The sequence below is a fragment of the Alteromonas sp. KC3 genome (assembly GCF_016756315.1).
Classification (GTDB): domain Bacteria; phylum Pseudomonadota; class Gammaproteobacteria; order Enterobacterales; family Alteromonadaceae; genus Alteromonas.
In genome coordinates this window covers 3,445,275-3,467,879 of the sequence record NZ_AP024235.1, presented here as the reverse complement: position 1 = coordinate 3,467,879, position 22,605 = coordinate 3,445,275, and the positions used below count along the sequence as shown (strand labels likewise).

The 22,605-nt window shown below is 44.5% G+C and carries 19 protein-coding genes and 1 pseudogene; 13 read left to right on the top strand and 7 right to left on the bottom strand.

Annotation, left to right across the window (positions count from 1 at the left end; all coding sequences use genetic code 11):
- Positions 1-265 precede the first annotated feature (265 nt).
- The 4 genes and pseudogenes from thrA to ung all read left to right on the top strand — a co-directional run bounded on the left by thrA (position 266) and on the right by ung (position 5,775).
- Positions 266-2,730, top strand: a pseudogene (gene thrA / locus JN178_RS15370) (bifunctional aspartate kinase/homoserine dehydrogenase I).
- A 36-nt stretch (positions 2,731-2,766) separates the two neighbouring features.
- The gene (gene thrB, locus JN178_RS15365; protein WP_202262293.1) at positions 2,767-3,717 is read left to right on the top strand and encodes a homoserine kinase; all 951 of its coding nucleotides are present in this window, start codon (positions 2,767-2,769) and stop codon (positions 3,715-3,717) included.
- A gap of 115 nt (positions 3,718-3,832) precedes the next feature.
- A complete protein-coding gene (gene thrC, locus JN178_RS15360; protein ID WP_202262292.1) occupies positions 3,833-5,119 on the top strand; it encodes a threonine synthase in 1,287 nt (428 codons plus the stop codon).
- The gene (gene ung / locus JN178_RS15355; RefSeq protein ID WP_202262291.1) at positions 5,116-5,775 is read left to right on the top strand and encodes a uracil-DNA glycosylase; all 660 of its coding nucleotides are present in this window, start codon (positions 5,116-5,118) and stop codon (positions 5,773-5,775) included. Before thrC ends, ung begins: the two co-directional genes overlap by 4 nt.
- 188 nt (positions 5,776-5,963) lie before the next feature.
- On the opposite strand, the gene JN178_RS15350 is transcribed toward ung, so the two are convergent.
- The 3 genes from JN178_RS15350 to tal all read right to left on the bottom strand — a co-directional run bounded on the left by JN178_RS15350 (position 5,964) and on the right by tal (position 9,135).
- Positions 5,964-6,140 (bottom strand): DUF3545 family protein, encoded by a 177-nt coding sequence (locus tag JN178_RS15350; protein ID WP_012519516.1) that lies wholly within the window; start codon positions 6,138-6,140, stop codon positions 5,964-5,966.
- A gap of 370 nt (positions 6,141-6,510) precedes the next feature.
- A complete protein-coding gene (pgi, locus tag JN178_RS15345) occupies positions 6,511-8,160 on the bottom strand; it encodes a glucose-6-phosphate isomerase (RefSeq protein WP_202262290.1) in 1,650 nt (549 codons plus the stop codon).
- Positions 8,161-8,175: 15 nt separating this feature from the next.
- Positions 8,176-9,135, bottom strand: a complete 960-nt coding sequence (gene tal, locus JN178_RS15340; protein ID WP_159626714.1) for a transaldolase — start codon at positions 9,133-9,135, stop codon at positions 8,176-8,178.
- Between the two features lie 335 nt (positions 9,136-9,470).
- On the opposite strand from tal, the gene yaaA reads away from it, so the two are divergent.
- On the top strand, positions 9,471-10,247 hold the full coding sequence (yaaA, locus tag JN178_RS15335; RefSeq protein WP_202262289.1) for a peroxide stress protein YaaA: 777 nt from the start codon (positions 9,471-9,473) through the stop codon (positions 10,245-10,247).
- Positions 10,248-10,429: 182 nt separating this feature from the next.
- On the opposite strand, the gene JN178_RS15330 is transcribed toward yaaA, so the two are convergent.
- Complete coding sequence (locus JN178_RS15330) at positions 10,430-11,116, bottom strand: helix-turn-helix transcriptional regulator (RefSeq protein WP_202262288.1); 687 nt, start codon at positions 11,114-11,116, stop codon at positions 10,430-10,432.
- A gap of 112 nt (positions 11,117-11,228) precedes the next feature.
- On the opposite strand from JN178_RS15330, the gene JN178_RS15325 reads away from it, so the two are divergent.
- The 8 genes from JN178_RS15325 to JN178_RS15290 all read left to right on the top strand — a co-directional run bounded on the left by JN178_RS15325 (position 11,229) and on the right by JN178_RS15290 (position 17,918).
- Complete coding sequence (locus tag JN178_RS15325) at positions 11,229-11,612, top strand: VOC family protein (RefSeq protein WP_202262287.1); 384 nt, start codon at positions 11,229-11,231, stop codon at positions 11,610-11,612.
- A gap of 288 nt (positions 11,613-11,900) precedes the next feature.
- Positions 11,901-12,365, top strand: a complete 465-nt coding sequence (locus JN178_RS15320; protein ID WP_232369589.1) for a helix-turn-helix domain-containing protein — start codon at positions 11,901-11,903, stop codon at positions 12,363-12,365.
- The gene (locus JN178_RS15315) at positions 12,362-13,084 is read left to right on the top strand and encodes an AzlC family ABC transporter permease (RefSeq protein WP_202262285.1); all 723 of its coding nucleotides are present in this window, start codon (positions 12,362-12,364) and stop codon (positions 13,082-13,084) included. Before JN178_RS15320 ends, JN178_RS15315 begins: the two co-directional genes overlap by 4 nt.
- Positions 13,074-13,412: an AzlD domain-containing protein gene (locus JN178_RS15310; RefSeq protein ID WP_202262284.1), complete on the top strand. Its 339-nt coding sequence runs from the start codon at positions 13,074-13,076 to the stop codon at positions 13,410-13,412. Before JN178_RS15315 ends, JN178_RS15310 begins: the two co-directional genes overlap by 11 nt.
- Positions 13,413-13,520: 108 nt before the next feature.
- Positions 13,521-14,150, top strand: a complete 630-nt coding sequence (locus tag JN178_RS15305; RefSeq protein WP_202262283.1) for a glutathione S-transferase family protein — start codon at positions 13,521-13,523, stop codon at positions 14,148-14,150.
- Between the two features lie 76 nt (positions 14,151-14,226).
- Complete coding sequence (locus JN178_RS15300) at positions 14,227-16,059, top strand: DUF885 domain-containing protein (RefSeq protein ID WP_202262282.1); 1,833 nt, start codon at positions 14,227-14,229, stop codon at positions 16,057-16,059.
- A gap of 156 nt (positions 16,060-16,215) precedes the next feature.
- Positions 16,216-16,551 carry a VOC family protein gene (locus JN178_RS15295; protein WP_159577851.1) on the top strand — a complete coding sequence of 112 codons (336 nt, stop codon included), beginning with the start codon at positions 16,216-16,218 and terminating at the stop codon, positions 16,549-16,551.
- Positions 16,552-16,739: 188 nt separating this feature from the next.
- Positions 16,740-17,918 carry a tetratricopeptide repeat protein gene (locus JN178_RS15290; protein ID WP_232369588.1) on the top strand — a complete coding sequence of 393 codons (1,179 nt, stop codon included), beginning with the start codon at positions 16,740-16,742 and terminating at the stop codon, positions 17,916-17,918.
- 2 nt (positions 17,919-17,920) lie between these two features.
- On the opposite strand, the gene JN178_RS15285 is transcribed toward JN178_RS15290, so the two are convergent.
- The 3 genes from JN178_RS15285 to JN178_RS15275 all read right to left on the bottom strand — a co-directional run bounded on the left by JN178_RS15285 (position 17,921) and on the right by JN178_RS15275 (position 22,562).
- Positions 17,921-19,942 (bottom strand): NADPH-dependent 2,4-dienoyl-CoA reductase, encoded by a 2,022-nt coding sequence (locus JN178_RS15285; RefSeq protein WP_202262281.1) that lies wholly within the window; start codon positions 19,940-19,942, stop codon positions 17,921-17,923.
- A 125-nt stretch (positions 19,943-20,067) separates the two neighbouring features.
- A complete protein-coding gene (locus tag JN178_RS15280) occupies positions 20,068-20,562 on the bottom strand; it encodes a hypothetical protein (RefSeq protein ID WP_202262280.1) in 495 nt (164 codons plus the stop codon).
- Positions 20,563-20,786: 224 nt separating this feature from the next.
- Positions 20,787-22,562: a DUF885 domain-containing protein gene (locus JN178_RS15275; protein WP_202262279.1), complete on the bottom strand. Its 1,776-nt coding sequence runs from the start codon at positions 22,560-22,562 to the stop codon at positions 20,787-20,789.
- Between the last annotated feature and the right edge of the window lie 43 nt (positions 22,563-22,605).

Below are 22,605 nucleotides of genomic sequence, written 5' to 3'. Positions count from 1 at the left end.
CCTAATTCGAAATGTTGGCTGGTTAATATTTCACTTTATGCAATACAGTGTGGTGAAAACTGCGGTTGACAGATAGACGTCTATACGGCAAATTGCTTGTATGAAAAAGATTCTACGCACCACCACCACAATGATGTTGATTACCACCTTAAATAGGGCGGTCGGTGACTAGTGCAAGTAAGCAAAAGACAACGAAAGCCCGCCTAACACAGAGCGGGCTTTTTTTTACACATGTTTTAGCATGCGAAACCTTAAGGAGCAGCATATGAAAGTCTTAAAGTTTGGGGGTTCTTCTCTAGCCGATGCACCGCGATACATGCGCGTGATGGAAATTAGCACGGCAACCCACCAAACCGACGGTGCTGCGGTTGTACTCTCTGCCCCAAAAGGGGTGACGAATGCGCTTTCATTACTTTGTGAACAAGCAGCCGCTGGTGAAGATTTTAAACCGCTATTCAACAAACTCAACGACACCGTAACCAGCATTGCCAACAATCTAGACAACGCACTAGACGGGTTCGCTCATGCACAGGTTATTGATTTTATCGATAGTCACTTGTCGGTATTGCATCAGCATTTAGAAGGCATTTCCTTGCTTGGTGTGGCGCCTGACAATGTGGCAGCGGGCATTCTAAGTATCGGTGAATATATTTCTGTAACCCTGTTTAGCGCGATGCTGTCAGCAAAGGGTATTGCCAATCGCATCATAGACCCTGTTAAGTACGTACTGGCTGACGGCGAGTATCTAGACAGTATTGCTGATGTAGCGCTGAGTAAAGCTCGTTTTTCAGATGTGCCTGCCGATGGTAGCCAGCTATTGGTGATGCCAGGGTTTGTTGCTGCAAATGAAAAAGGTGAAAAGGTAACACTTGGGCGAAATGGCTCCGATTATTCTGCTGCTATCCTTGCGGCGTGTATTGATGCAAGTTGCTGTGAGATTTGGACAGACGTAGACGGTGTTTATAACGCCGATCCGAACCAAGTTGAAGGCGCTGTGTTACTTGATAAGCTGACGTATCAAGAAGCCATGGAATTGTCTTATTTCGGTGCAAAAGTACTACACCCTAAAACGATTGGTCCCATTGCGCAGCACCATATCCCGTGCCTTATTCGCAATACATTAAATCCTGCAGCGCCCGGTACTCTGATCAGCAACGAGAAGAGTGAGAAGTGGACATCGGTTAAAGGTATTTCACAGCTTGATAATGTGACCATGTTTAACGTCGCAGGCCCCGGCCTTAAGGGCATGGTCGGTATGGCGAGCCGTGTATTTGAAGTCATGTCAAACGCTAATATTTCGATTAGCCTTATCACGCAGTCGTCTTCAGAGTATTCAATCAGCTTTTGTATTCAGAGCAAAGACGCCAATCGCGCTTTAACATTGCTCGAAGATGCCTTTGCCCTTGAGTTACAAAATCAATTGCTTGACCCTATTGAAGTTCGTCACGATCTAGCAATTGTAACCCTTGTGGGTGACGGTATGCGCCAAACAAAAGGTTTGGCCGCGCGCTTCTTTAACTCACTTGCACAAGCTCGAGTGAATAACGTAGCGATAGCGCAGGGCTCTTCTGAGCGCTCTATCTCGACAGTAATTGAAAGTAAGCGAGCAAAGAAAGCCGTTAAGGTTATCCACCAGAATTTTTTCTCTGACCGCCATACCATTGACGTATTCCTAGTAGGGTGTGGCAATGTAGGGACAGAACTACTAGGTCAAATTGCTAAGCAGCAGCCTGAATTGCTAAAACGCAATGTGCAATTGCGCGTTTATGGCATTGCGAATAGCCGTAAATTACTGCTTAACAGTCAAGGTATAGATTTAAGCGGCGATTGGAAAGCTGCCCTTGAATCAGCCAGCGAAGGGCTAAGTGTTGAGCGGTTACACCAGTTTGTAAACGACAATAGTTTGGTTAATCCTGTTATTGTTGATTGTACCAGCCACGATGTTATCGCTCAGCAATATGTCGACATGATGGAAAGCGGCTTTCACGTTGTTACGCCGAACAAAAAGGCCAACACAAGTGAGATGGCGTACTACCGCAAACTTCGCAAAACGGCACAATCTACAAACCGCCAGTATTTGTATGAAACCACAGTAGGTGCTGGGTTGCCGGTAATCGATAACTTACAGAAACTATTTAGTGCGGGTGATGTACTACATCGTTTTGAGGGAATCTTGTCAGGTAGTTTGTCATATGTCTTCGGTAAGCTTGAAGAAGGATGAGCTTATCTCAAGCCACGCAAACGGCTAAAGATAATGGCTTTACTGAGCCAGATCCGCGCGATGACTTAAGCGGCATGGATGTAGCCAGAAAACTACTTATTATGGCACGTGAAGCTGACTTAGGATTAGAGTTATCAGATATTGAGATTGAGTCTGTGTTGCCCGACGGTTTCGCTGAAGACTGTTCAATTGATGAATTCATGCAGCAGTTGCCACAGCTTGATGCAGATTTTGCGGAAAAAGTAGCAAAAGCGAAAGCCGAAGGGAAAGTGCTGCGTTACATTGGCAGCATTGAAGATGGTAAATGCAAAGTAAGCATTCAAGCCGTACCTGCATCTAATCCGTTGTCTCAGGTGAAAGACGGTGAAAATGCACTGGCGATTAACAGTGATTATTACAATCCGATCCCATATGTTATTCGCGGGTATGGTGCAGGTGGCACGGTAACAGCTGCGGGTGTCTTTGCTGACATTCTTCGCACAATGCCATGGAAGCAAATGGCGCATTAAGCGCATGAAAAGTAGTAAGGTAGTAGGTAGAACGTAATGAAAGCACTTAAGGCCTATGCGCCAGCCTCAATAGGAAATGTCAGTTTAGGGTTTGACGTACTTGGCGCAGCCCTTGCGCCAGTAGACGGCACTAAACTGGGTGATGAAGTGGAGATTAAAGCGGCTGAGGTATTCTCACTTAACGTGACGGGGCCATTTGCGCACAAACTCCCCGGTGATGCTGACAGCAATATTGTGACTAAGTGCTACCACTACTTTTGCGAGCAGATGGAAAAGGCGGGTAATCCTACAAAGTCTGTGGCGTTAACGCTTTACAAAAATTTACCGATAGGCAGTGGGCTTGGTTCAAGTGCAAGTTCAATTGTGGCTGCCTTTGTTGCGTTAAATGCCTACTTCGATTATCCATTTGATAAAGACACGTTACTTACCATGATGGGGGAGCTTGAGGGCCAAATCAGTGGTAGCGTGCACTATGACAACGTAGCACCTTGTTATTTGGGCGGTATGACGTTAATGACAGGCGCACAAAGCCCTGTCACCTTGTCGCTGCCGTTAAATGACCAGTGGTATTACGCTATTTGTTATTCAGGGATTAGTGTATCGACGGCGGCTGCCCGCGATATACTGCCAAAACACGTTGATATGGCGACTGCATTAACGTTTGGGCGACAGCTTGGCGTATTTGTACACGCGCTACATGCCGGTGATTTCGCCCTTGCGGCCTCGGTGATGAAAGATGTTATTGCGGAACCGTATCGCAAGTCATTGTTACCCGGCTTTGACGATGCTCGCGCATTCAGCGAAAGTGTGGGTGCACTGGCGTTTGGTATTTCGGGATCTGGCCCAACAGTCTTCGCAGTATGCCCAAGCAAAGCCCAGGCAGAAAAGGTTGCGGCGTATTTAACCGAAAATTATATTCAAAATGAAGATGGCTTTAGCCATGTGTGCCGAATTCCTCAACAGGGCACAACAGTGTCACAGCAGTAGATGCGCATAAAAACAAAATTTTGAAGGCGCTCTGCTAAGGCGCATCAAACGAATTATTAAAGATTTTAAAGGCCGAGTGATTGTGGTTAAGGCCAAAACAAGAAAGGTACAGCAAGTGGAATTGGTTAATTTAAAAGATTCATCGGACACAGCGAGTTTTGCACAAGCCGTTAAGCGTGGTTTAGGAAAGCACCAAGGTCTGTATTTTCCAGAACATATCCCCACACTTGAGAACATTGACGCCTTATTAGAGAAGCCGTTTGTAGAGCGCAGTATTGAAGTACTGCGAGCGTTAATTGGCGACGAGCTAGACAATGGTGAGTTGGAAGCGATTGTTGAAACCGCGTTTGCATTTGGTGCGCCAGTCGAGCAAGTGAACGACAATGTATATTCGTTAGAGCTATTCCACGGCCCTACGCTTGCGTTTAAAGATTTTGGTGGTCGTTTTATGGCGCAAACCCTTTCACGCATCAGTGAAGGTAAACCGATTACTATTTTAACGGCAACCTCTGGTGATACTGGCGCAGCCGTTGCTCATGCTTTCCACGGTATCGATAATATCAACGTGGTTATCTTGTTCCCGAAAGGCAAGATTAGCGCGTTACAAGAAAAGTTATTTACGACATTGGGTGGCAACATCCACACTGTCGCTATTGAATCAGACTTTGATGCTTGTCAGGCACTGGTAAAAACCGCATTTGATGATCCGGACGTAAGGGAAGGGCTGCACCTAAACTCGGCAAACTCAATCAACATTAGCCGACTACTTGCCCAAGTATGCTATTACTTTGAAGCCTTCAGTCAGTTGCCTAAAGACAAGCGCGACCAGCTAGTGGTTTCTGTACCAAGCGGTAACTTTGGGAATTTAACCGCAGGTATGATTGCAAAAGCGCTAGGTCTTCCTATTAAGCGTTTTATTGCAGCTACTAACCTTAACGATACTGTACCGCGCTACTTGAAAACCGGTGAGTGGGCTCCGAAAACTACGGTTGCCACTATGTCAAACGCCATGGATGTGAGTCAGCCAAACAACTGGCCACGTATTGAAGCGCTAATTGAACGCGGATACATCGATAAGGCATGCCTGAAAGGTGAAATGGTTGATGAAGAGTATACGCAGCTTGCTATGCGCCAGCTTGCGCAGCAAGGCTATACCAGTGAACCCCATGCGGCTATTGCTTATCGTGCCGTCAGTCACGACTTAGAAGATGGCGAAATTGGTCTATTCCTAGGGACAGCGCACCCAGCCAAGTTCAGAGAGACTGTTGAGAATGTTCTTGGCAATCCTATTAGTTTGCCGAAAGCGCTGGCTGATGTTGCTGGCGAAGACAGCTTGGCAGTGGACCTTCCTGCGTCTTACGATGCACTAAAACAGCATATGATGGATTTGCTCAAGGCATGAGTACATGGGACAACGCGCTTGCTGATGAAAAACAGCAAGCGTATTTCATTGAGCTTCTTTCTCGTATTCGCAGTGAACGAGACGCGGGAAAAACCATTTACCCCCCTGAAAACGATGTGTTTAACGCCCTTACATTAACGCCGCTTGATAACGTGAAAGTGGTTATTTTAGGACAAGACCCATACCACGGCCCAAATCAAGCTCACGGTTTAGCATTTTCAGTGTTGCCTGGTGTCAAAACGCCGCCTTCTTTGGTGAATATGTATAAAGAGTTGGCTACCGACATTGACGGCTTTGCTATCCCAGAACATGGCACGCTAACTTCATGGGCGCAGCAAGGTGTGCTGTTACTTAATAGCGTACTTACTGTGGAACAAGGGCAGGCTAACAGTCATGCCAAATGGGGCTGGGAGCGCTTTACCGATAAAGTGATCAGCACCGTTAACGAACATTGTGAAAACGTGGTGTTTTTGTTGTGGGGCAGTCATGCACAAAAAAAAGGAAAGCATATTAATCGTGACAAGCATCACGTCTTAAGTGGCCCACACCCGTCTCCGCTATCAGCATACCGCGGTTTTTTTGGTTGTGCGCACTTCAGTCAAGCAAATGCTTATCTCGCGTCAAAAGGGAAGACGCCTATCGATTGGCAAGTGTAACTGTTGGCTAGCAGAACTGGTGGCCAGTATATCTGGAACGTTGCTACACAGATAACGTACGAGGGTAATAAAACGCTAGTTTCACAACAAAGCATATAAAGCGTAATCGCGCATAAATAATCATACGCGGTTGCGAATTACCCTTAAGAAAGTAAAAAGGCCGCCTGAATGTTCAGGCGGCCTTTTTGTTATCTTTCCAGTGTTTCCAACTCGTATTCGAAACCACAATCTAGTTCGGCGAGTTCTTTTTCTAACTTGTAGCGATCTTGCAGCGCTTCGATTTCTCTCCACTTACGTTTTTTGCTTTTGGTTTTTGCTGGGCTTGCTTCGATGTCTAACATGGCAAATAGATCTGATTTATCCACTGGGATCTCCTTTTTATACCACTACAACTAATACAGAGCGTTATTATTTTTCCCTCTGTACAATTTTGTATCACAGCCGCCACTAAAATAAAATAGTTTAATTTACCTTTTATTAACAAAATGTGACGTTATGATGACACAGGCAAGGATTCGTTAGATATGTTTAAAGCGTGAACAAAATGGCTATCCAATTGATACTATTTGTATTTTTAGTAGCCAATTGAGCGCAGCAATGTCGTGCATTTTTATTTGTCGTTACGTGCTTAATTTACATTGCTATAAAAAAACGGCCATCTTTCATTTGTATAAAAGATGACCGCTCAGTTTGTTTTTTGCACCAAATGGGCAAGCTTAGCTTACCTCGGTTTCCTTATTTTGGTGCATTCGCTGCTCTGAATTTAGCAATCAGTTGTTGGGTTGATGCATCGAAGTTGTCTTTGTCTGCTTCACCCTGAATGCCTGCAAGTACTTGGTTTCCTAGTACTTTACCTAATTCTACGCCCCATTGGTCAAAAGAGTTTAGGTTCCAGATAACACCCTGAACGAATACCTTATGCTCATACATTGCAACCAACGCGCCAAGAATTTTAGGGGTTAAGCTTTCAAACAAAATCGTGTTGCTAGGTTTATTGCCCGGCATCGTCTTGTGCGCCGCTAAACGCTTACGCTCTGCATCATCTAAGCCCTTACCGTCTAAATCGGCGTAGCATTCTTCAAAGGTCTTACCTTGCATCAATGCTTGTGTTTGACCAAAGCAATTCGACGCAAGCATGGCGTGGTGCGTGTCGTCTTGATTCGGTACTTTAAGCGGAAGCATGAAGTCAGCAGGAATAACGCCAGAGCCTTGGTGAATAAGCTGGTGGAAGCTGTGCTGGCCATTTGTACCCTCACTGCCCCAAATGATAGGGCCGGTGGGGTAATCAACGCTCTCGCCTTCTTGCGTCACTTCTTTACCGTTACTTTCCATATCCAACTGTTGCACGTAGGCAGGAAGACCGCGCAAGTAGTGATAGTAAGGTAAAAGTACGTGAGATTGCGCATCAAAGAAGTTGCGATACCATACGCCTAGTAACGCCAGTAGTACTGGCATGTTTTGCTCAAGTGGCGCTGTGGTAAAGTGCGTATCCATGTCAAACGCACCCTCAAGCAAACCTTTAAAGTTCTCAAAACCCAACGCCAGTGAGATAGGGAGGCCAATGGCCGACCAAAGAGAATAGCGACCGCCAACCCAATCCCACATAGGGAAAATGTTTTCAGCGCTAATGCCGAACTCTGTCGCCGCTTTCACATTTGATGATACGGCAACAAAATGCTTTGCAATATCCGCTTGAGTACCGCCCGATTTCAAGAACCAATCTTTTGCCGTTAGCGTATTTTGAAGTGTCTCTTGAGTAGAAAATGACTTTGAAGACATTACTACAAGGGTTTCTTCAAAATCGACGCTTGAGAGTACATCGTGGATATGACAGCCATCAACGTTAGCAACAAAATGCACCTTTACTGCGTCTACAGTATGTGGCTTAAGTGCCTCGGTCATAATTTTGGGGCCCAAGAAAGAACCACCAATACCAATAGCAACAATGTGCTTAATCGGCTTGCCCGTATAGCCTTTGTGCTCACCACTGTGAACTGACGCAGTGAACGCTTCTATTTTCTCAAGTGTAGCGCGCACTTCAGGCATAACATCTTTGCCATCCACCATTACCTTGCGGTCAGAGAAGTTACGTAAGGCGGTATGCAGCACAGCGCGACCTTCGGTAGAGTTGATTTGCTCGCCCGCAAACATTGCATCGCGAAGGCCCTCAACGTTACACGCACGTGCCAGGTCGAAAAGACCCTTTAATGCTTCTGAGGAAACGCGGTTTTTGGAATAGTCTAAAAAGATACCGCAGGCCTCTAGCTGCATGCTAGATGCGCGGTTTGGGTCGTTTTCAAACCAGTCACGCATATGAGCTTGCTTTACTGATTCCGCAAGCTCGTTTAGTTTCTCAAACTCTGGAAGTGACGTTAAAACACTCATTGTTTTACCTTTTCCTTAAGCGCTAAGTTTCTCGCGAAGCATTGTTTCAAGCTTATCTTGGTCTGCTGCGAAGTTGCGAATACCTTCAGAAAGCTTCTCAGTTGCCATAGCATCTTGGTTCATATCCCAACGGAACTGACTCTCGGTTAAGCGCGCACCAGGCGTTTTGGTTGCTCCATTGTCTTTAAGCTTCACTTCAAGCTCACCTGACTCGTTGGCTAGCTCTTCAAGCAGGGCAGGGCTAATCGTAAGGCGATCACAACCTGCTAATGCCTGAATTTCGCCGATGTTTCTGAAACTTGCGCCCATAACGACAGTCTTGTAACCGTGCTCTTTGTAGTAGTTGTAAATTTTCGTCACTGATACTACGCCAGGATCTTCCTCAGGTGCATATGACTCAGTGCCTGTGGCCTTTTTGTACCAGTCAAGAATACGACCCACGAAAGGAGAAATAAGGTAGACGCCAGCTTCAGCACACGCTTGTGCTTGAGCAAAGCTAAACAGTAGCGTTAGGTTGCACTGAATGCCTTTCTTTTCTAGCTCTTCAGCAGCTTGAATACCTTCCCACGTAGACGCAATTTTGATAAGAATGCGTGACTTGTCGATACCAGCGTCTTCGTAAAGCTGAACAAGGCGCTCGGCTTTTTCAATGGTTGCAGCTTTGTCGAATGAAAGGCGGGCATCTACTTCTGTCGAAATACGACCAGGGATAGTACCAGAGATTTCTTTACCAATAGCAACCGCAAGCTTGTCTGCCGCGTCGGTAAGCTGCTGGTCAGCGTCATTTGATTGAAGCTTTGCCCATGCAACCGCATCATCAATTAGGCTAGCATACTGCGGTAGGCTAGCTGCTTTTAACAGCAACGATGGGTTAGTAGTGGCATCTACTGGCTGGTATTTTTTAATCGCGTCGATATCGCCCGTGTCTGCAACTACAGTAGTAATATCACGTAATGAAGCTAGCTGATTGCTCATAGTTCTCTCTGTTCTTTATTTCAGTATTCTACATTTTGCTATTTAGAGCAGTGCACTCTAACAGCGTTGGATAGCTCGCTTTTGTAGCAAGCATTAATTGTTGGTTTCGCTAATGCGTTGTAGGGTCTAGCGGTTTGATTGGATCAAACATTCAAGGAATACACTATTTATACCAAACCCACTAAATATATGGAATGGGATTTGGGGAAGATTTGGATAAAATAGCCGCTAATCGGATTTCTCTGTTAAGCCAATTTGAGTCTTTCTTATGCCATTTTACGGTTTCTTGCGTATCAAGTGGTACAATGGCGTTGTAGTTGATTGAAGGAGTTGAAATGTTAGTTGTAGTGTCCCCAGCAAAAAATCTCGATTTTGAAAGCGAAATTCCGGTAAGTACATTTACGCAACCTAGTATGCTTGAAGACACCGAACGTCTAATGAAAGTATGCAGAACCTTGTCGCCGGCCGATTTATCATCGCTGATGAAGATAAGTGACAAGCTTGCCACGCTTAACGCTAATCGATTTGCTGAGTTTTCAACGCCGTTTACCAAAGACAATGCGCGTCAGGCTATGTATGCGTTTAACGGCGATGTTTACACTGGACTTGATGCCTACACCTTAGATAGCGAGACAGTGGAATATGCACAAGATCACTTGCGGATATTATCGGGACTTTACGGACTTTTACGCCCGCTGGATTTAATGCAAGCCTATCGACTTGAAATGGGAACTAAGCTGGCGAATTCAGAAGGAAAAGACCTATATGCATTTTGGGGCGAGCGCATTACTGACGTGCTTAATGAAGCACTTAGTGTACAGGGTGATAATGTCTTAATTAATCTCGCTTCCAATGAATATTTTAAAGCTGTTAAGAAAAAACAGCTAGATGGCATGGTTATTACACCGCATTTCAAAGATTACAAAAACGGTCAGTACAAAATCATTAGCTTTTTCGCTAAAAAAGCACGCGGCTTAATGGCGCGATACATTATGGAAAATCGTGTTGCTGATGTTGAAGGGCTAAAAGCTTTTGATGTCGACGGCTATCAATATAGCGAAGAACAAAGCTCATCGACTGAGTTGGTATTCTTGCGCAATCAAGAAGCATAGGCGCAACGGTAATTCACAGCATAGGAAAAGGTGGCGAACTTACTAGGTTCGCCACCTACGCTCGCTATGTTTTAAACCCTCTGTTCCCATAACGCTTGGCAAATCGCTCAATACTCAATCCGTTGCAGGCCATGTTTTCGATTTTTCCGTCAAATAGTTCTTTTTTCACTTTCTCATATGCTTCACTGGTCGTTTTCAATCAGTGCTAAGTAATCTGTTAAAGTCTTTCCTTTCTCATCGCGAAAACGCTCTGCGGTGACGCTAAATTGAGAAATTCGATCTAAACGAAAGTTTCTAAAGTCTTGGCGAACCTCACACCATCCAGCAAGCAACCAAATAGGGCTAAAAGAGATTAACGCCAGTGGTCTAATCGTGCGCTCAGTTTTTTGCTCTTTAAGATCTAAATAGCAAAACGTGACAAACTGCTTTCGGCGAATGCACTCTCTGACTTCGGTGAAGTTAACTTCCCATGGGATCTTATAGCGACTAGGCGCTGAAAACGTACTTATTTGAGTAAGCTCGTGGATCATCCTTTCAGTGAGCGTCGCTTGTATTTTTTGATAGGCACTTTGGGCTTTTTGCGCAAAGGCATCGTCTGTCCAATTACTTACCATCCCAATGCCTAGTGCAATTGCCTCAATTTCATCGGCATCGAACATAATGGGGGGCAAGTGATATTTTTTGTCAATGAGGTACCCCACACCCGCCTCACCTGAAATGGGAATGCCTGAGTCCACCAAGTCTTGAATATCACGGTAAATCGTGCGTTCACTTACTTCAAATAGGTCCGCGAGTGTTTGGGCGGTAGTCGCGTGATGCATTCGCCTTAGGTGATGCACAATTTCATTGAGTCGCTCTGCTTTTCGCATAACTCATATCCGTTTTGTCGTTAAACCTGATAATAAGAAAACACTACTGACACTTACTGTCAGTAGTCAATGAATATGATGAATTCGTGTTTAAAACAGCAAGGAGATAAAAATGATTGGCTATGTATTAGTAGGCACAAACAACTTGGCGCAGGCTGGCAGCTTTTACGATGCGCTATTAGGCACTATTGGCGCAGAGCGCTTTATGGAGGAAGAGAACTATTTTATCGCTTGGGCGCGTCAGCCGGGTGAAGTTTCTTTTGGGGTTACCATTCCTTTTAACAAGGAAACGGCAACCGTTGGCAATGGTAATATGGCTGCTATTGCCCTTGAAAACCCAGAACAGGTTAATGCGTTTTATGAAAAGGCGCTGGCCCTTGGTGGAACATGTGAGGGGGCACCGGGATTTCGACCAGAAAGCGCCGATAAAGGGTTTTATGCCGGATATTTTCGTGATCTTGACGGCAACAAGCTTAATGCATTTTGTATGGTTTAGCGTAAATCGTCACCTCAACAACTGGCAGAATTGATGAATAATCTGCCATACCAATATAGCAAAGGGTACACGCTCATCGAGTGAAGTACCCTTTTATTATTATAACTATATCACGCCTGATTTTGCTCTTAAGGTTTAAAAATTCTGTTGACTTTAAGGTGTTCTATATATAGAGCGTTCTTTATATGGAACGGTTTGTGTCAGAGCAACTTAGGACTTCCTACATTGAATCAATCGACGTTAAACACCCTAGGCAGGCATTTACAAAAGCTTAGACAAGAAAAAGGCATGTCTTTGTCTCAACTTGCTGCAGGGGCAGGCATTGCTAAGTCAAATTTATCAAGACTAGAGCAAGGAAACGGTAACCCAACACTGGACACAATTTGGCGTTTAGCCAAACAACTAGACGTACCCTTTGGCGAATTGGTTCAACCGTTGAGTACAAGTGTGGGTGAGAAAGGCGTAGAAGTGCGCTTGATAGAGCAGGGGAAAGGGACGCCCGACGTTGACGCTTATTGGATGTCTATTGCACCTAATACTGAGAGAGAGGCCGAAGCTCACGCCACAGGCACGCAAGAAACAATCGTACTGGTGAGTGGGGCATTAGAAGCAGGAAATACAGGGCGTACGCAGCACTTAAAGCCGGGTGACAGTGTAGTTTTCAATGCCGACTTACCCCATGTCTACAAAACACAAGATACATGGGCGACGTGCCTAATAACGATTGTGTATCACAAGGAGGAAAAAGAATGAATGCGCTGACACAGAAAGGAGGATGGCAGCAAGGCGTTTTAGATGGTCTTCCGCTGCTAGGAGGTTATATACCTGTCGCTATTTCTTTTGGTGTTATTGCGGTTCAAGCAGGCTTCTCAACCCTAGAAGCCACCCTGATCTCAGTGTTCATTTACGCTGGGGCTTCACAATTTTTACTCGTCGCTATGGTGGCATCGGGCTCGCCATTGTGGCTAGCTGTTTGTATGACATTGTTGGTCAATGTGCGTCACGTGGTCTATGCGCCTAATTTAGTGCCTTACTTACCACCAAGTCGAGCGTGGCCTTACTTAATGCACGGTTTAACCGACCAGATATTTGCACTCGCCCACACCCGTCTACCTACAATGAAAGACACAGAAAAAGTGGGATGGTTTAAAGGCGTTTCATTAGTAGCGTGGTTAAGTTGGATAGTGGGCACGACGGTTGGAGCAATTGCTGGCGATACACTAACACAAAAATGGCCCGTGCTAGATAGCGTGATGCCGTTTGCGCTACCGGCTTTATTTCTTGTATTACTGGCCCCTAAATTTTCAAATAAACGATGGGGAACTGCGCTGCTTGTGACTATTACCGTGGCGCTAGTTATCGCGCAAAGTACCTTTAAAAATGCTGCAATACCACTAGCCGCAATGGCTGGAGCACTCGCGTTCTATCTTCTTTCAACGTATGCCCAAAGGAACCACACTCATGCAAACTGATATCTGGGTGGCTATTGTTGTGGCGGCGATAGGCACATATGGGTTGCGTGTAGCACCTCTTATCTGGACGCAGCGGCATTTCAATAAACACAAGGCAAACAATACACAAGCGCATTTGCCAATATGGTTAAGTGTTTTGGGGCCGTTGATGATAGCTGCCATGCTAGGCGCATCGTTAATACCGAAAGTGCCCTCTGAAGCAAGTTGGGTCGCAACGGTCGTTGGTACGCTAGTAACCACATTAGTCTGGCGAAAGTTTAAAACGCTAGGTCTCCCTGTTTTTTGTGGTGTACTGGCATTTGGTTTAACCCTTGTATTGCTTACATGACACTTGTGGCAAGTCATGCCATGGAAAAACTCAGTAACATTTCGCGACTAGCACTTTTTACCTATTCAACTTACAGTTAACACTTATCTGTTCATACAAGGGCTGGGCATGTACACACTTTACGGTTATCCCAAGACACGTTCCGTGCGCGTCGCGTGGGCGTTGGAAGAACTCGGGCTTCCTTACGATTATCATCTGATAAACCTGCGACAAGGTGAACATTTCAGTGATAAATTCAAAGCCATTAATGCGGCATCGAAAATTCCGGTACTTGTTACCGATGAGGGCGCAATATCTGAATCTGCTGCAATCGTCACATTCTTGGCCGAGCGCCACGGTTTGCAAGAATTCATTCCTGAAAGTGGTAGCTTTGCTCGAGCAAAGTACGAAGAAATGTTGATGTTTCTAACTAATGAACTAGAGCAACCAATTTGGAATATCGCCAAACATACCTTTGCATTGCCTGCAGAAAAACGAATTGCTGACATGCGAGAAGTGGGGGAATGGGAATTTCAACGCGCATTATCGGTGTTTTCTAGCATGCTAGGCGACAATGAGTTCGTATGTGGCAATATGTTTACCATGGCAGATATTATTGCGGGTCATATTTTATCTTGGGCTAAAGGCAGCAAACTGGCAATACCTCAGGATAATGTAGCCGAGTATATCAAGCGTATTTTGGCCCGTCCCGCCTACGAAAAAGCATGGAAAAATGAAAACTCTCATTTGCCAACGTAGCGCGAATTATCGACACCACACAACGATTATAAAAAACGACAAAGAGCCTTTTAAAGCTCACAAACAAGGAAATACTATGAAAGCATTCAAAACCCTGCTGATAAGTGGCGCCGTAGCACTTGCTTTGGGGACAGTTTCAGTGACAGCCCATGAGCATAATGCGCCCAAGGCGCAAGCGACTGCCAAACAAGAACTAAAAACTGAACACGATAAATTGTTTGCGCTATTTGCAGCTGCTGATGAGCGTGACATTGAGCTAAACCCAATTATGGCGATTTTTCGTGGTGATATGCGCTACGCTGACAAGATAGGTGACTTCTTTACTGACTCGCATGCCTTGGCTGGTAGAACCGCTACACTATTGAATCTTTCTGAACTAAAGCACATTGACAGAAGTCAGCTAAGCGATGTCGATAAGCTAGCTTATGACGTTTTTAAGTATAACGAAGAACGTTCACTTCAAATGTCGAGTGACGAAATAGAAGCTTTAACTGAAGTGCGCCCGGTTAATCATTTCAGTGGTTTTCATACTTTCTACCCGACTTTTGCGAGTGGCAAAGGCGCAGCACCATTCAAAACTGTTGAAGATTACGAGAACAACCTCGCTAGACACGAAGAGTATATCGCAATTTCAGACCGCTCAATCGACAAGTTCCGCGAGGGGATGGAAAGTGGTGTTGTTGAAACCAAGCTGACGATAGACCGCGTGATAAAACAGCTGGATACGCAACTTGCGATACCACTTAAAGAGTCGCAATTCTGGGGACCAATTAACATGTTCCCTGAAAGCTTCTCTAGTGACGAAAAAGCACGCTTAACCGCTGAGTACGAAAAAGCGACGCAAGCTATCTATGATGCAACTGCACGCATGCGTGATTTCCTTCGAGATGAGTATCTGTCTGTCGCCCGTGAAACCATTGGGTTAAGTGACATGAAAGGTGGTGCTAAGTTGTACCAGCTGATGGTGGAAGACTCTACGACATTACCTATGACACCGGATGAGCTTCACAACTTGGGGCTTAAAGAAGTTAAGCGTATTAAAAACGATATGCTTGAAATAAAAGACGAAGTAGGTTTTGAAGGTACGTTGAATGAATTCTTTGACTACGTGCGCACTGATCCTAAGTTCAAACCTGAAAGTCGAGAAGCATTAACACAGAGCTACTATGATATTGGCAAAGAAGTTGACAAAAAAATCGACCAGTACTTTTCTTTACTGCCTAAATCAGAGTTAGAGATTAAACCCTACGACCCTGCTATTGAGCAATTTAGTGCAGGTGGTTCTTATCAGCCTGGTACACCTGATGGTTCGCGACCGGGGACCTTTTACTTCAATGCATACGATCTACCGAGTCGATTAACAACAGGTAACGTTACGCTGTATCTTCACGAGGGCGCACCGGGTCACCATTTCCAAGTTAGTCTTGCACAAGAAAACGAAGCGTTGCCTTCATTTATGCGTTTTAGCTTCTTACCCGCTTTTGGTGAGGGGTGGGCATTGTATTCGGAGACCTTAGGCTACGAAATGGGCTTCTTCGAGGATCCATGGAACCGTTACGGTACGCTTCAGGATGAGCAGCTTCGCGCAATGCGTCTTGTGGTTGACACCGGTATTCATGCCAAGGGGTGGACACGTGAGCAAGCCATTGACTTTATGCTTGAAAACTCAGGTATGACGCGCACCGAAGTGGTTGCTGAAGTAGAGCGTTATATTGCCATACCTTCACAGGCTCTGTCGTATAAAGTTGGGGCTCTCAAAATTCAAGAGCTCCGTGCTCGTGCTGAAAAGGCACTTGGAAGCAAATTTGATATTCGTGAATTCCATGCTCAAGTGTTAAATACTGGTGGTATTCCACTGGCTATTTTAGAGCAAAAAATTGACCGCTGGATTGCCAGCCAGAAAGGGTAAGGCAATTCACTGATACGCAAAAGGCCAGTCGATATGTTTATCACTGGCTTTTTTTATATTTGCGACCAGCCGCAGTGTTTTTGCACGAGGGCTCTATTACATTGAATCTAGAGCATGTGAGTATTTTTTTTTAAATTTCTAATAAGGAGAAAGGTTGTGGAATTGGGTATGTTTTCATTGAGCTTATCGGTAAGCAATATTGAAGAATCTAAAACATTCTATGAAGCTTTGGGATTTGCCGCTATGCCATCGTGTGGTTCGGTGGAAGAGAAATGGCTTATCATGAAAAATGGTCAAACAATGATTGGTCTTTTTGAAGGGATGTTTGAAGACAATATTCTAACGTTCAACCCCAGTGATGTGCGTGCTGTGCAAGACCACTTACTCGATAAGGGTATTTCTATTGATGTACCCGTAAAGGGGAACAGTGGTCCTGGTCATCTTGTGGTGAAAGACCCTGACGGCAACGCAATTATGTTTGACCAGTTTTAATGGTATGAACAGCCTGTGCTTGTGCAGACCTACTGATTCTATTGATTGTTAATATGTCATTCTGGTAACGTTGAGTGAGCGTGTTTTTCAAAAACACATTCGTTAAGTGGTAGGTTGCATGCGTATGGTTGTATGTGAGCCTTAGCAGGCTATTGCCATGAAGGAAGCTGCAATATGAGGGAACGATAGTGAAAATAAGTCAGTCGATGAAAAGGTCGGTAATAGGTGCCGCTGCCATTGCGTTGTTGTCAGCGTGCCAGAGTGCGCCAATGACCGCAAAAGTTGAACAACCGGAAATAGCAGGACCTCAATGGGAAAGTGCAACGTTTAGATATACACCTGTAACACAACCCAGCTCACTATTTTCGCTAAGCCAAGCGCAGCAACAGGAGTTTTTGTCGTACTACTATGCGCCTGAAAACCAAGACACTTCCCCTAACTTCAGACTGGCAGACTACCTTAATAAACTCGTTCAGCATTTTAATTATGTTGGTGAAACATTTACTGCTTCTGAGGCATTAAGTAAGCAATCGGGCAATTGTTTGTCGTTGGCAGTGCTTACAACAGCGTTAGCTAGACTTGTGGGTCTTGACGTATTCTATCAACAAGTTCATACCCCACCGCTTTATCGCAGAATCAATGGTGTACTAACAACCTCTACCCATGTTCGCAGCATAGTGCTTGAGCCCCAACACGAAAAACAAGATGGGGTGATTTTCTTTAGAAGTCGAGCGGTAATTGATTACTTCCCGTCAGCATCGAACGACCTTGGTGAATACATCACGGAAAATGCTTTTATTTCTATGTATTACCAAAATATGGCGGCTGAAGAAGTGGGAAACAAAAACGGTAGCTTGGCCTATAGCTATCTATCTGAGGCAATGAAACTTGACGATACAAACCCAGAAACAATAAATACACTTGCAGTGTTGTATCGAAAACATGGGCTATTTGAAAAAGCCAGAAGCCTCTATGAGTTTGTAATAGAAAACGATAATAAATCCATTCATACACTGACCAATTACGCGGTGTTGTTGGATAGTGTAGGCGACAAACAAGCACTCAATAATTTAGGTGAGTTGTATTTACGCGCTGATGATAGCAATCCTTACCGATGGTACGACTTAGGTAATGATGCATTAAAAAAGGGTAACTACGAGCGCGCAGAAGTATTTTTCAAACGTGCGATAAAAGAGGGGCCGTACTTAGCTGAGGGGTATCTAGGGTTGTCAAAGGCGCACTATTTTAACGGTAATATTGAACAAGCGCTGACAATGATGGAAAAAGCAGTGAGCTTTTCTTATCCATCCGACAATCGCGGGCTCTACGCTGCAAAGCTAGAAGCGTTGCAGCGTAGCCACGAGTAATACTATATTGCTGCGGCGAGTTCGGCGCCTTGTCGAATAGCGCGCTTGGCATCAAGTTCTGCAGCAACATCTGCACCACCAATGATATGCACCGTAAAGCCGGCGTCTTCAAGTGGTTTTTGCAGCGGTTTGAAGGGTTCTTGCCCTGCACATACAATAACATGATCAACGCCAAGCACTTTTGGTTGGTCGTTGATCAGAACATGCAATCCTTCATCATCCACTTTCTCATAGCTTACACCATTGATCATTTGAACATTGTGGTGCTTCAATGACTGACGGTGGATCCAGCCGGTTGTTTTTCCGAGTCCTTTACCCACTTTGGACGTTTTACGTTGTAACAGGTAAACCTCGCGTTCTGAAGGCTCAATGGCTTTTTCCTTAAGTGCACCAGGCGCGCTGTAGCTTTGGTCGATACCCCAGTGAGCAAGCCATTTTTCTTTATCCTTGGCAAGGTGCTCATGCTCTACCAAATATTCAGCAACATCGAAGCCTATACCGCCTGCGCCAATAATAGCGACTTTCTTACCGACAGTTTTATGGTCGCGAAGCACATCTAAATAGCCCATTACTTTAGGATGATCATGCCCTTCAATCGTCAATTTTCGAGGGTTAATTCCTGTTGCGAGTACAACTTCATCAAAGTTTTCTTGTTTCAGAGTTTCTACACTTACTTCAGTGTTCAAATGGATGTTCACGCCATTACGCGCAAGTTGATTTTGGAAGTATCGTAAAGTTTCATAGAATTCTTCTTTGCCTGGCACTTGTTTGGCGTAGTTAAACTGGCCACCAATTTCCGCTGCTTTGTCGAACAAATGAACGTCGTGCCCTCTGTCTGCGGCGTACATTGAAAAGGCAAGACCAGCAGGGCCAGCCCCTACAACAGCTAACTTCTTCTTGTTTGTCGCTGGCGCAAAGGTTAGTTCAGTTTCATAACATGCTTGTGGGTTCACCAAGCAACTCGCGCGCTTTTGCTCAAACGCATGGTCTAAACACGCTTGGTTGCATGCTATGCATGTGTTGATAAGCGCCGATTCATCACGCATGGCTTTGGCCACAAAATGTGCATCCGCCAAAAAAGGTCGCGCCATTGATACCATATCGGCGTGACCTTGCGCTAACACCGACTCAGCTACTTCTGGCGTATTTATGCGGTTGGTCGTAACAAGCGGTAATGAAACCTCTTTTTTCATACGCTCAGTAATCCAGGTAAATGCAGCGCGTGGTACCGAGGTAGAAATTGTCGGAACTCTTGCTTCATGCCAACCAATGCCTGTATTGATGAGTGTTGCGCCTGCTTTTTCTATTTCTTTTGCAAGATAAACTACTTCATCCCATTCGGCACCACCTTCGACTAGATCTAACATCGATAGACGATAAATAATAATGAAGTTAGTACCTACTTTTTCTCTAACACCTTTTACAATCTCTATAGCAAGTCGGGCTCTGTTCTCTAGGCTGCCACCCCACTCATCATTTCTATGGTTAGTTCTTTTGCAGAAAAACTGGTTAATCAGATAACCTTCTGAGCCCATAATTTCCACACCGTCGTAACCCGCTTCAAATGCTAAGCTCGCACACTTAATATAATCTTTTATCGTACTTCTTACGCCACGTGACGACAGCTCTCTAGGCTTAAACGGCGTGATGGGAGACTTCATTGGAGAGGCAGACACCGCAAGAGGATGATAACCATAACGACCGGAATGCAGAATTTGCATACAAATCTTACCGCCTTCGGCGTGCACAGCGTCGGTAATAACGCGGTGCTTTTTCGCATGGCCTTTACGGGTCATTCTGCCTGCAAAAGGGGCTACCCAACCTGAGATGTTTGGGCTGATACCTCCGGTAACAATTAGACCAACGCCACCTTTTGCACGCTCGGCATAAAATGCAGCTAGTTTGTCAAATCCGCCTTTTTCTTCTTCAAGGCCAAGGTGCATAGAACCCATTAGCGTTCTGTTGCGAAGCGTAGTAAAGCCTAAATCCAGTGGTTCAAGTAGGTGAGGGTAAGGTGATGTCATTATTATTAGCACTCATTTGTCAGTTTTACTTGATGCTAACACTAATTAAAAAAGTTGCCAGACCCACGAGATAGTCTGGCAACTGAAAAAGGGAGCCAGGGAACGGTCTCCCTTAACTGGCTCCGTTAGTAAGGTGCAACCTTACCAATGATAATTCTCTTACTGCGCTTAATTAGAGAATAGAATTTGTCAAAACCACGCTTTATTTCTTCTTTTGAGTAATGTTGCGCAAGTGATTTCATGAACTTGACGTCTTCAGCCGTTCTAGAAAACTCGAATTCTTCTCCCGGATTGTTGGTAGGGTAAATCACCATGAAACTATATTCGCCAGTTGTCATAGTATAAAGCGTAGGAACCGCCACGCCGGCTAGCTTAGAGCCTTCAATGAAGTACTTTGCAACTAATTCCTTAAACGTATCTTCTTGTCCAACCTCAACGTCGAAAAAGAACATCATTGAATAGTCAGTAATTTCACTTTTCTCGGGGGCAAGGTTGTCAAGGTACGCTTGCCATTCATCATCAGATACTTTGTTGTCTTTAGTATCTTCCTGAGAATATGAGAGGGTACTAAACGCGTTTAGAAGTAGCGTGATGCAAAATAAAGAAGTCAATTTTTTCATGATTTATTTTCCATATGTGAATTGTTGATGTGTGGAAAAAGTTACGGTGAATTAACAACTTAAAACTGAAAAAAACGTGAAAAAAAGTTGAATTTTGATATTTTTAGCCGTGATACATTGAAGGTGTAAGGGGAGGCTTGGCTCGTTTCGGGTTTTGTTCGAGTCAGCTAGCAAGATACCGCTCTAGAAATTAAAGCGGCACGAAAGCATACAGCTTACTATTTTTACACCCCTTTCTCAGACAATAAATCTTCCAGTAAGGGAAGCGGTAATGCGCCATTTTCTAATACTCGGTCATGGAAATGCTTTAGCGAAAATTTCTCGCCCAGTCTCGCTTTCAATTGCTCACGTAATGACAATATTTTGAGTTGCCCCATTTTGTACATTGGCCCAGAACCAGGTACAACGATAGCTCTATCCACTTCAATTTCGGCTTCGTTTTGACTTAGTGCAACTTCAGTCATCAGATAAGCAACTGCTTTTTCACGGGACCATCGCTTTATATGGATACCTGTATCTATAACCATTCTTGCGCTTCTTAATAGGTCGTAGTGAAGATAGGAAAGCACTTCTTCTGGCGTTTCATAAAAACCAAGCTCATAACCAAGCTGTTCGGCGTACATTGCCCATCCTTCCATATAGGAGCCGAATGGTGTTTGTGAAATGATATAGGGCAGCCCCGCAAGCTCGCTAGTTACAGAAGTTTGGTAATGGTGCCCCGGGATCCCCTCATGAAAGGTTAATACAGGCAAACTACTTTTAGGTAGCGCCCTCATATCACTTAAATTTACCAAAACTGAATTGTTGCTAAATCGGGCTAGAGAGTCATTTTCCTCAGTAAGCAGTGGGCTTCGAATAAACTGTAAATCGGGCACGTCAGGTTGAGAAAACAACTGTGGTAATGCCGCTCTCATTTTTTCGTTTTCAGCGTGCATTTGATCCAATAATGCCTGTCGTCCTTCTTGTGAGTCAGCAAAGTAGAGATCGTCATTTGATAAGAATGAATTCATAGCTTGAGCGAACGTCATTTGCTGGAAACCAAAATCTTTGGCGAGAATATCGAGCATTTGTTCTTGGAGACGGGCAACTTCACTTTCCCCAGTTGTATACACATCATCTGGCGTTGTGTCTAACGTAGTAAAAAACTGTAGGTATGCCTCGTAGGCTTTTTCTCCTTCTGGTAAACGCCAATAACCAACACCTTCTGGCGTTACCTCTAAAAGTGCCTCATACAACGTTATCATTTTGCTGTAGCTGGGATAAACGTAGTTGGAAATAGCCTCTTTTGCTTCTTGATAGAATGCTAGTTTTTCATCGTGCTCTAGCTCGTCTAGCGTAAGCATTTTTGTATTGAGCGTCGTTAACAGCGTGTTCTCTTCAACTGCAGGAGCAACAAATTTTGAAAGTTGCCCCAACACGTTTTCGATAACTATATACGGTGGGACTATGCCTAAGCTTTCTCTCAGACGCACACCCTTAATAACGTTGTCAAAATAACGAGCGCTATCTTTAAGCCGTGCTATATAGCTTTCTATATTACTCTTATTCTCAATAGGGTGATCATTGGTCATAAATTCGGGAAAACGGCTGTGTAACCCACCAAATGTATCAAGGGGATAATTGTGATACTGGTAAGGCTGAAGCGCTTGTAGGCGATCAAGTAAATGAATGACAGCGCCTTGCGTTATTTTTTCTTGACCTGTCAGATCGCGATATTGTGAAACTGTCGATTTAATAGAAGCAAGATCAGGGAGTTTTTCGATAATAGTTAATTTGTCACCGTTATCGAGGGTATAGTTGTGTTTATCAATCCCTAAATGATGCAATCCAAGAGACGTTTTCATTTGAGGGCTTGAAAGCATCAGTTTTAATACTTCTCTATCCACAAGCACCCTCATGGATAACGGCTTATCAGTATGCCATTGGTAAGTTACGAAAATACCCAACCCAACAACAGTCAACGCAAGTAGGCTAGATAACCACAGTATGACTTTTTTCATTTTTTCCTCAGTTTGAAAATGTATAGAAAGCTTGTGAAAGCTT

Excerpts from the sequence above, each read along its gene's own strand:
- thrB (WP_202262293.1), top strand. The coding sequence starts at position 2,767 with ATGAAAGCACTTAAGGCCTATGCGCCAGCCTCAATAGGAAATGTCAGT.
- JN178_RS15325 (WP_202262287.1), top strand. The coding sequence starts at position 11,229 with ATGATTGGCTATGTATTAGTAGGCACAAACAACTTGGCGCAGGCTGGC.
- JN178_RS15280 (WP_202262280.1), bottom strand. The coding sequence starts at position 20,562 with ATGAAAAAATTGACTTCTTTATTTTGCATCACGCTACTTCTAAACGCG.
- JN178_RS15330 (WP_202262288.1), bottom strand. The coding sequence starts at position 11,116 with ATGCGAAAAGCAGAGCGACTCAATGAAATTGTGCATCACCTAAGGCGA.
- JN178_RS15300 (WP_202262282.1), top strand. The coding sequence starts at position 14,227 with ATGAAAGCATTCAAAACCCTGCTGATAAGTGGCGCCGTAGCACTTGCT.
- JN178_RS15315 (WP_202262285.1), top strand. The coding sequence starts at position 12,362 with ATGAATGCGCTGACACAGAAAGGAGGATGGCAGCAAGGCGTTTTAGAT.
- yaaA (WP_202262289.1), top strand. The coding sequence starts at position 9,471 with ATGTTAGTTGTAGTGTCCCCAGCAAAAAATCTCGATTTTGAAAGCGAA.
- JN178_RS15305 (WP_202262283.1), top strand. The coding sequence starts at position 13,521 with ATGTACACACTTTACGGTTATCCCAAGACACGTTCCGTGCGCGTCGCG.
- JN178_RS15320 (WP_232369589.1), top strand. The coding sequence starts at position 11,901 with ATGTCTTTGTCTCAACTTGCTGCAGGGGCAGGCATTGCTAAGTCAAAT.
- JN178_RS15285 (WP_202262281.1), bottom strand. The coding sequence starts at position 19,942 with ATGACATCACCTTACCCTCACCTACTTGAACCACTGGATTTAGGCTTT.
- pgi (WP_202262290.1), bottom strand. The coding sequence starts at position 8,160 with ATGAGTGTTTTAACGTCACTTCCAGAGTTTGAGAAACTAAACGAGCTT.
- JN178_RS15310 (WP_202262284.1), top strand. The coding sequence starts at position 13,074 with ATGCAAACTGATATCTGGGTGGCTATTGTTGTGGCGGCGATAGGCACA.
- JN178_RS15275 (WP_202262279.1), bottom strand. The coding sequence starts at position 22,562 with ATGAAAAAAGTCATACTGTGGTTATCTAGCCTACTTGCGTTGACTGTT.
- ung (WP_202262291.1), top strand. The coding sequence starts at position 5,116 with ATGAGTACATGGGACAACGCGCTTGCTGATGAAAAACAGCAAGCGTAT.
- tal (WP_159626714.1), bottom strand. The coding sequence starts at position 9,135 with ATGAGCAATCAGCTAGCTTCATTACGTGATATTACTACTGTAGTTGCA.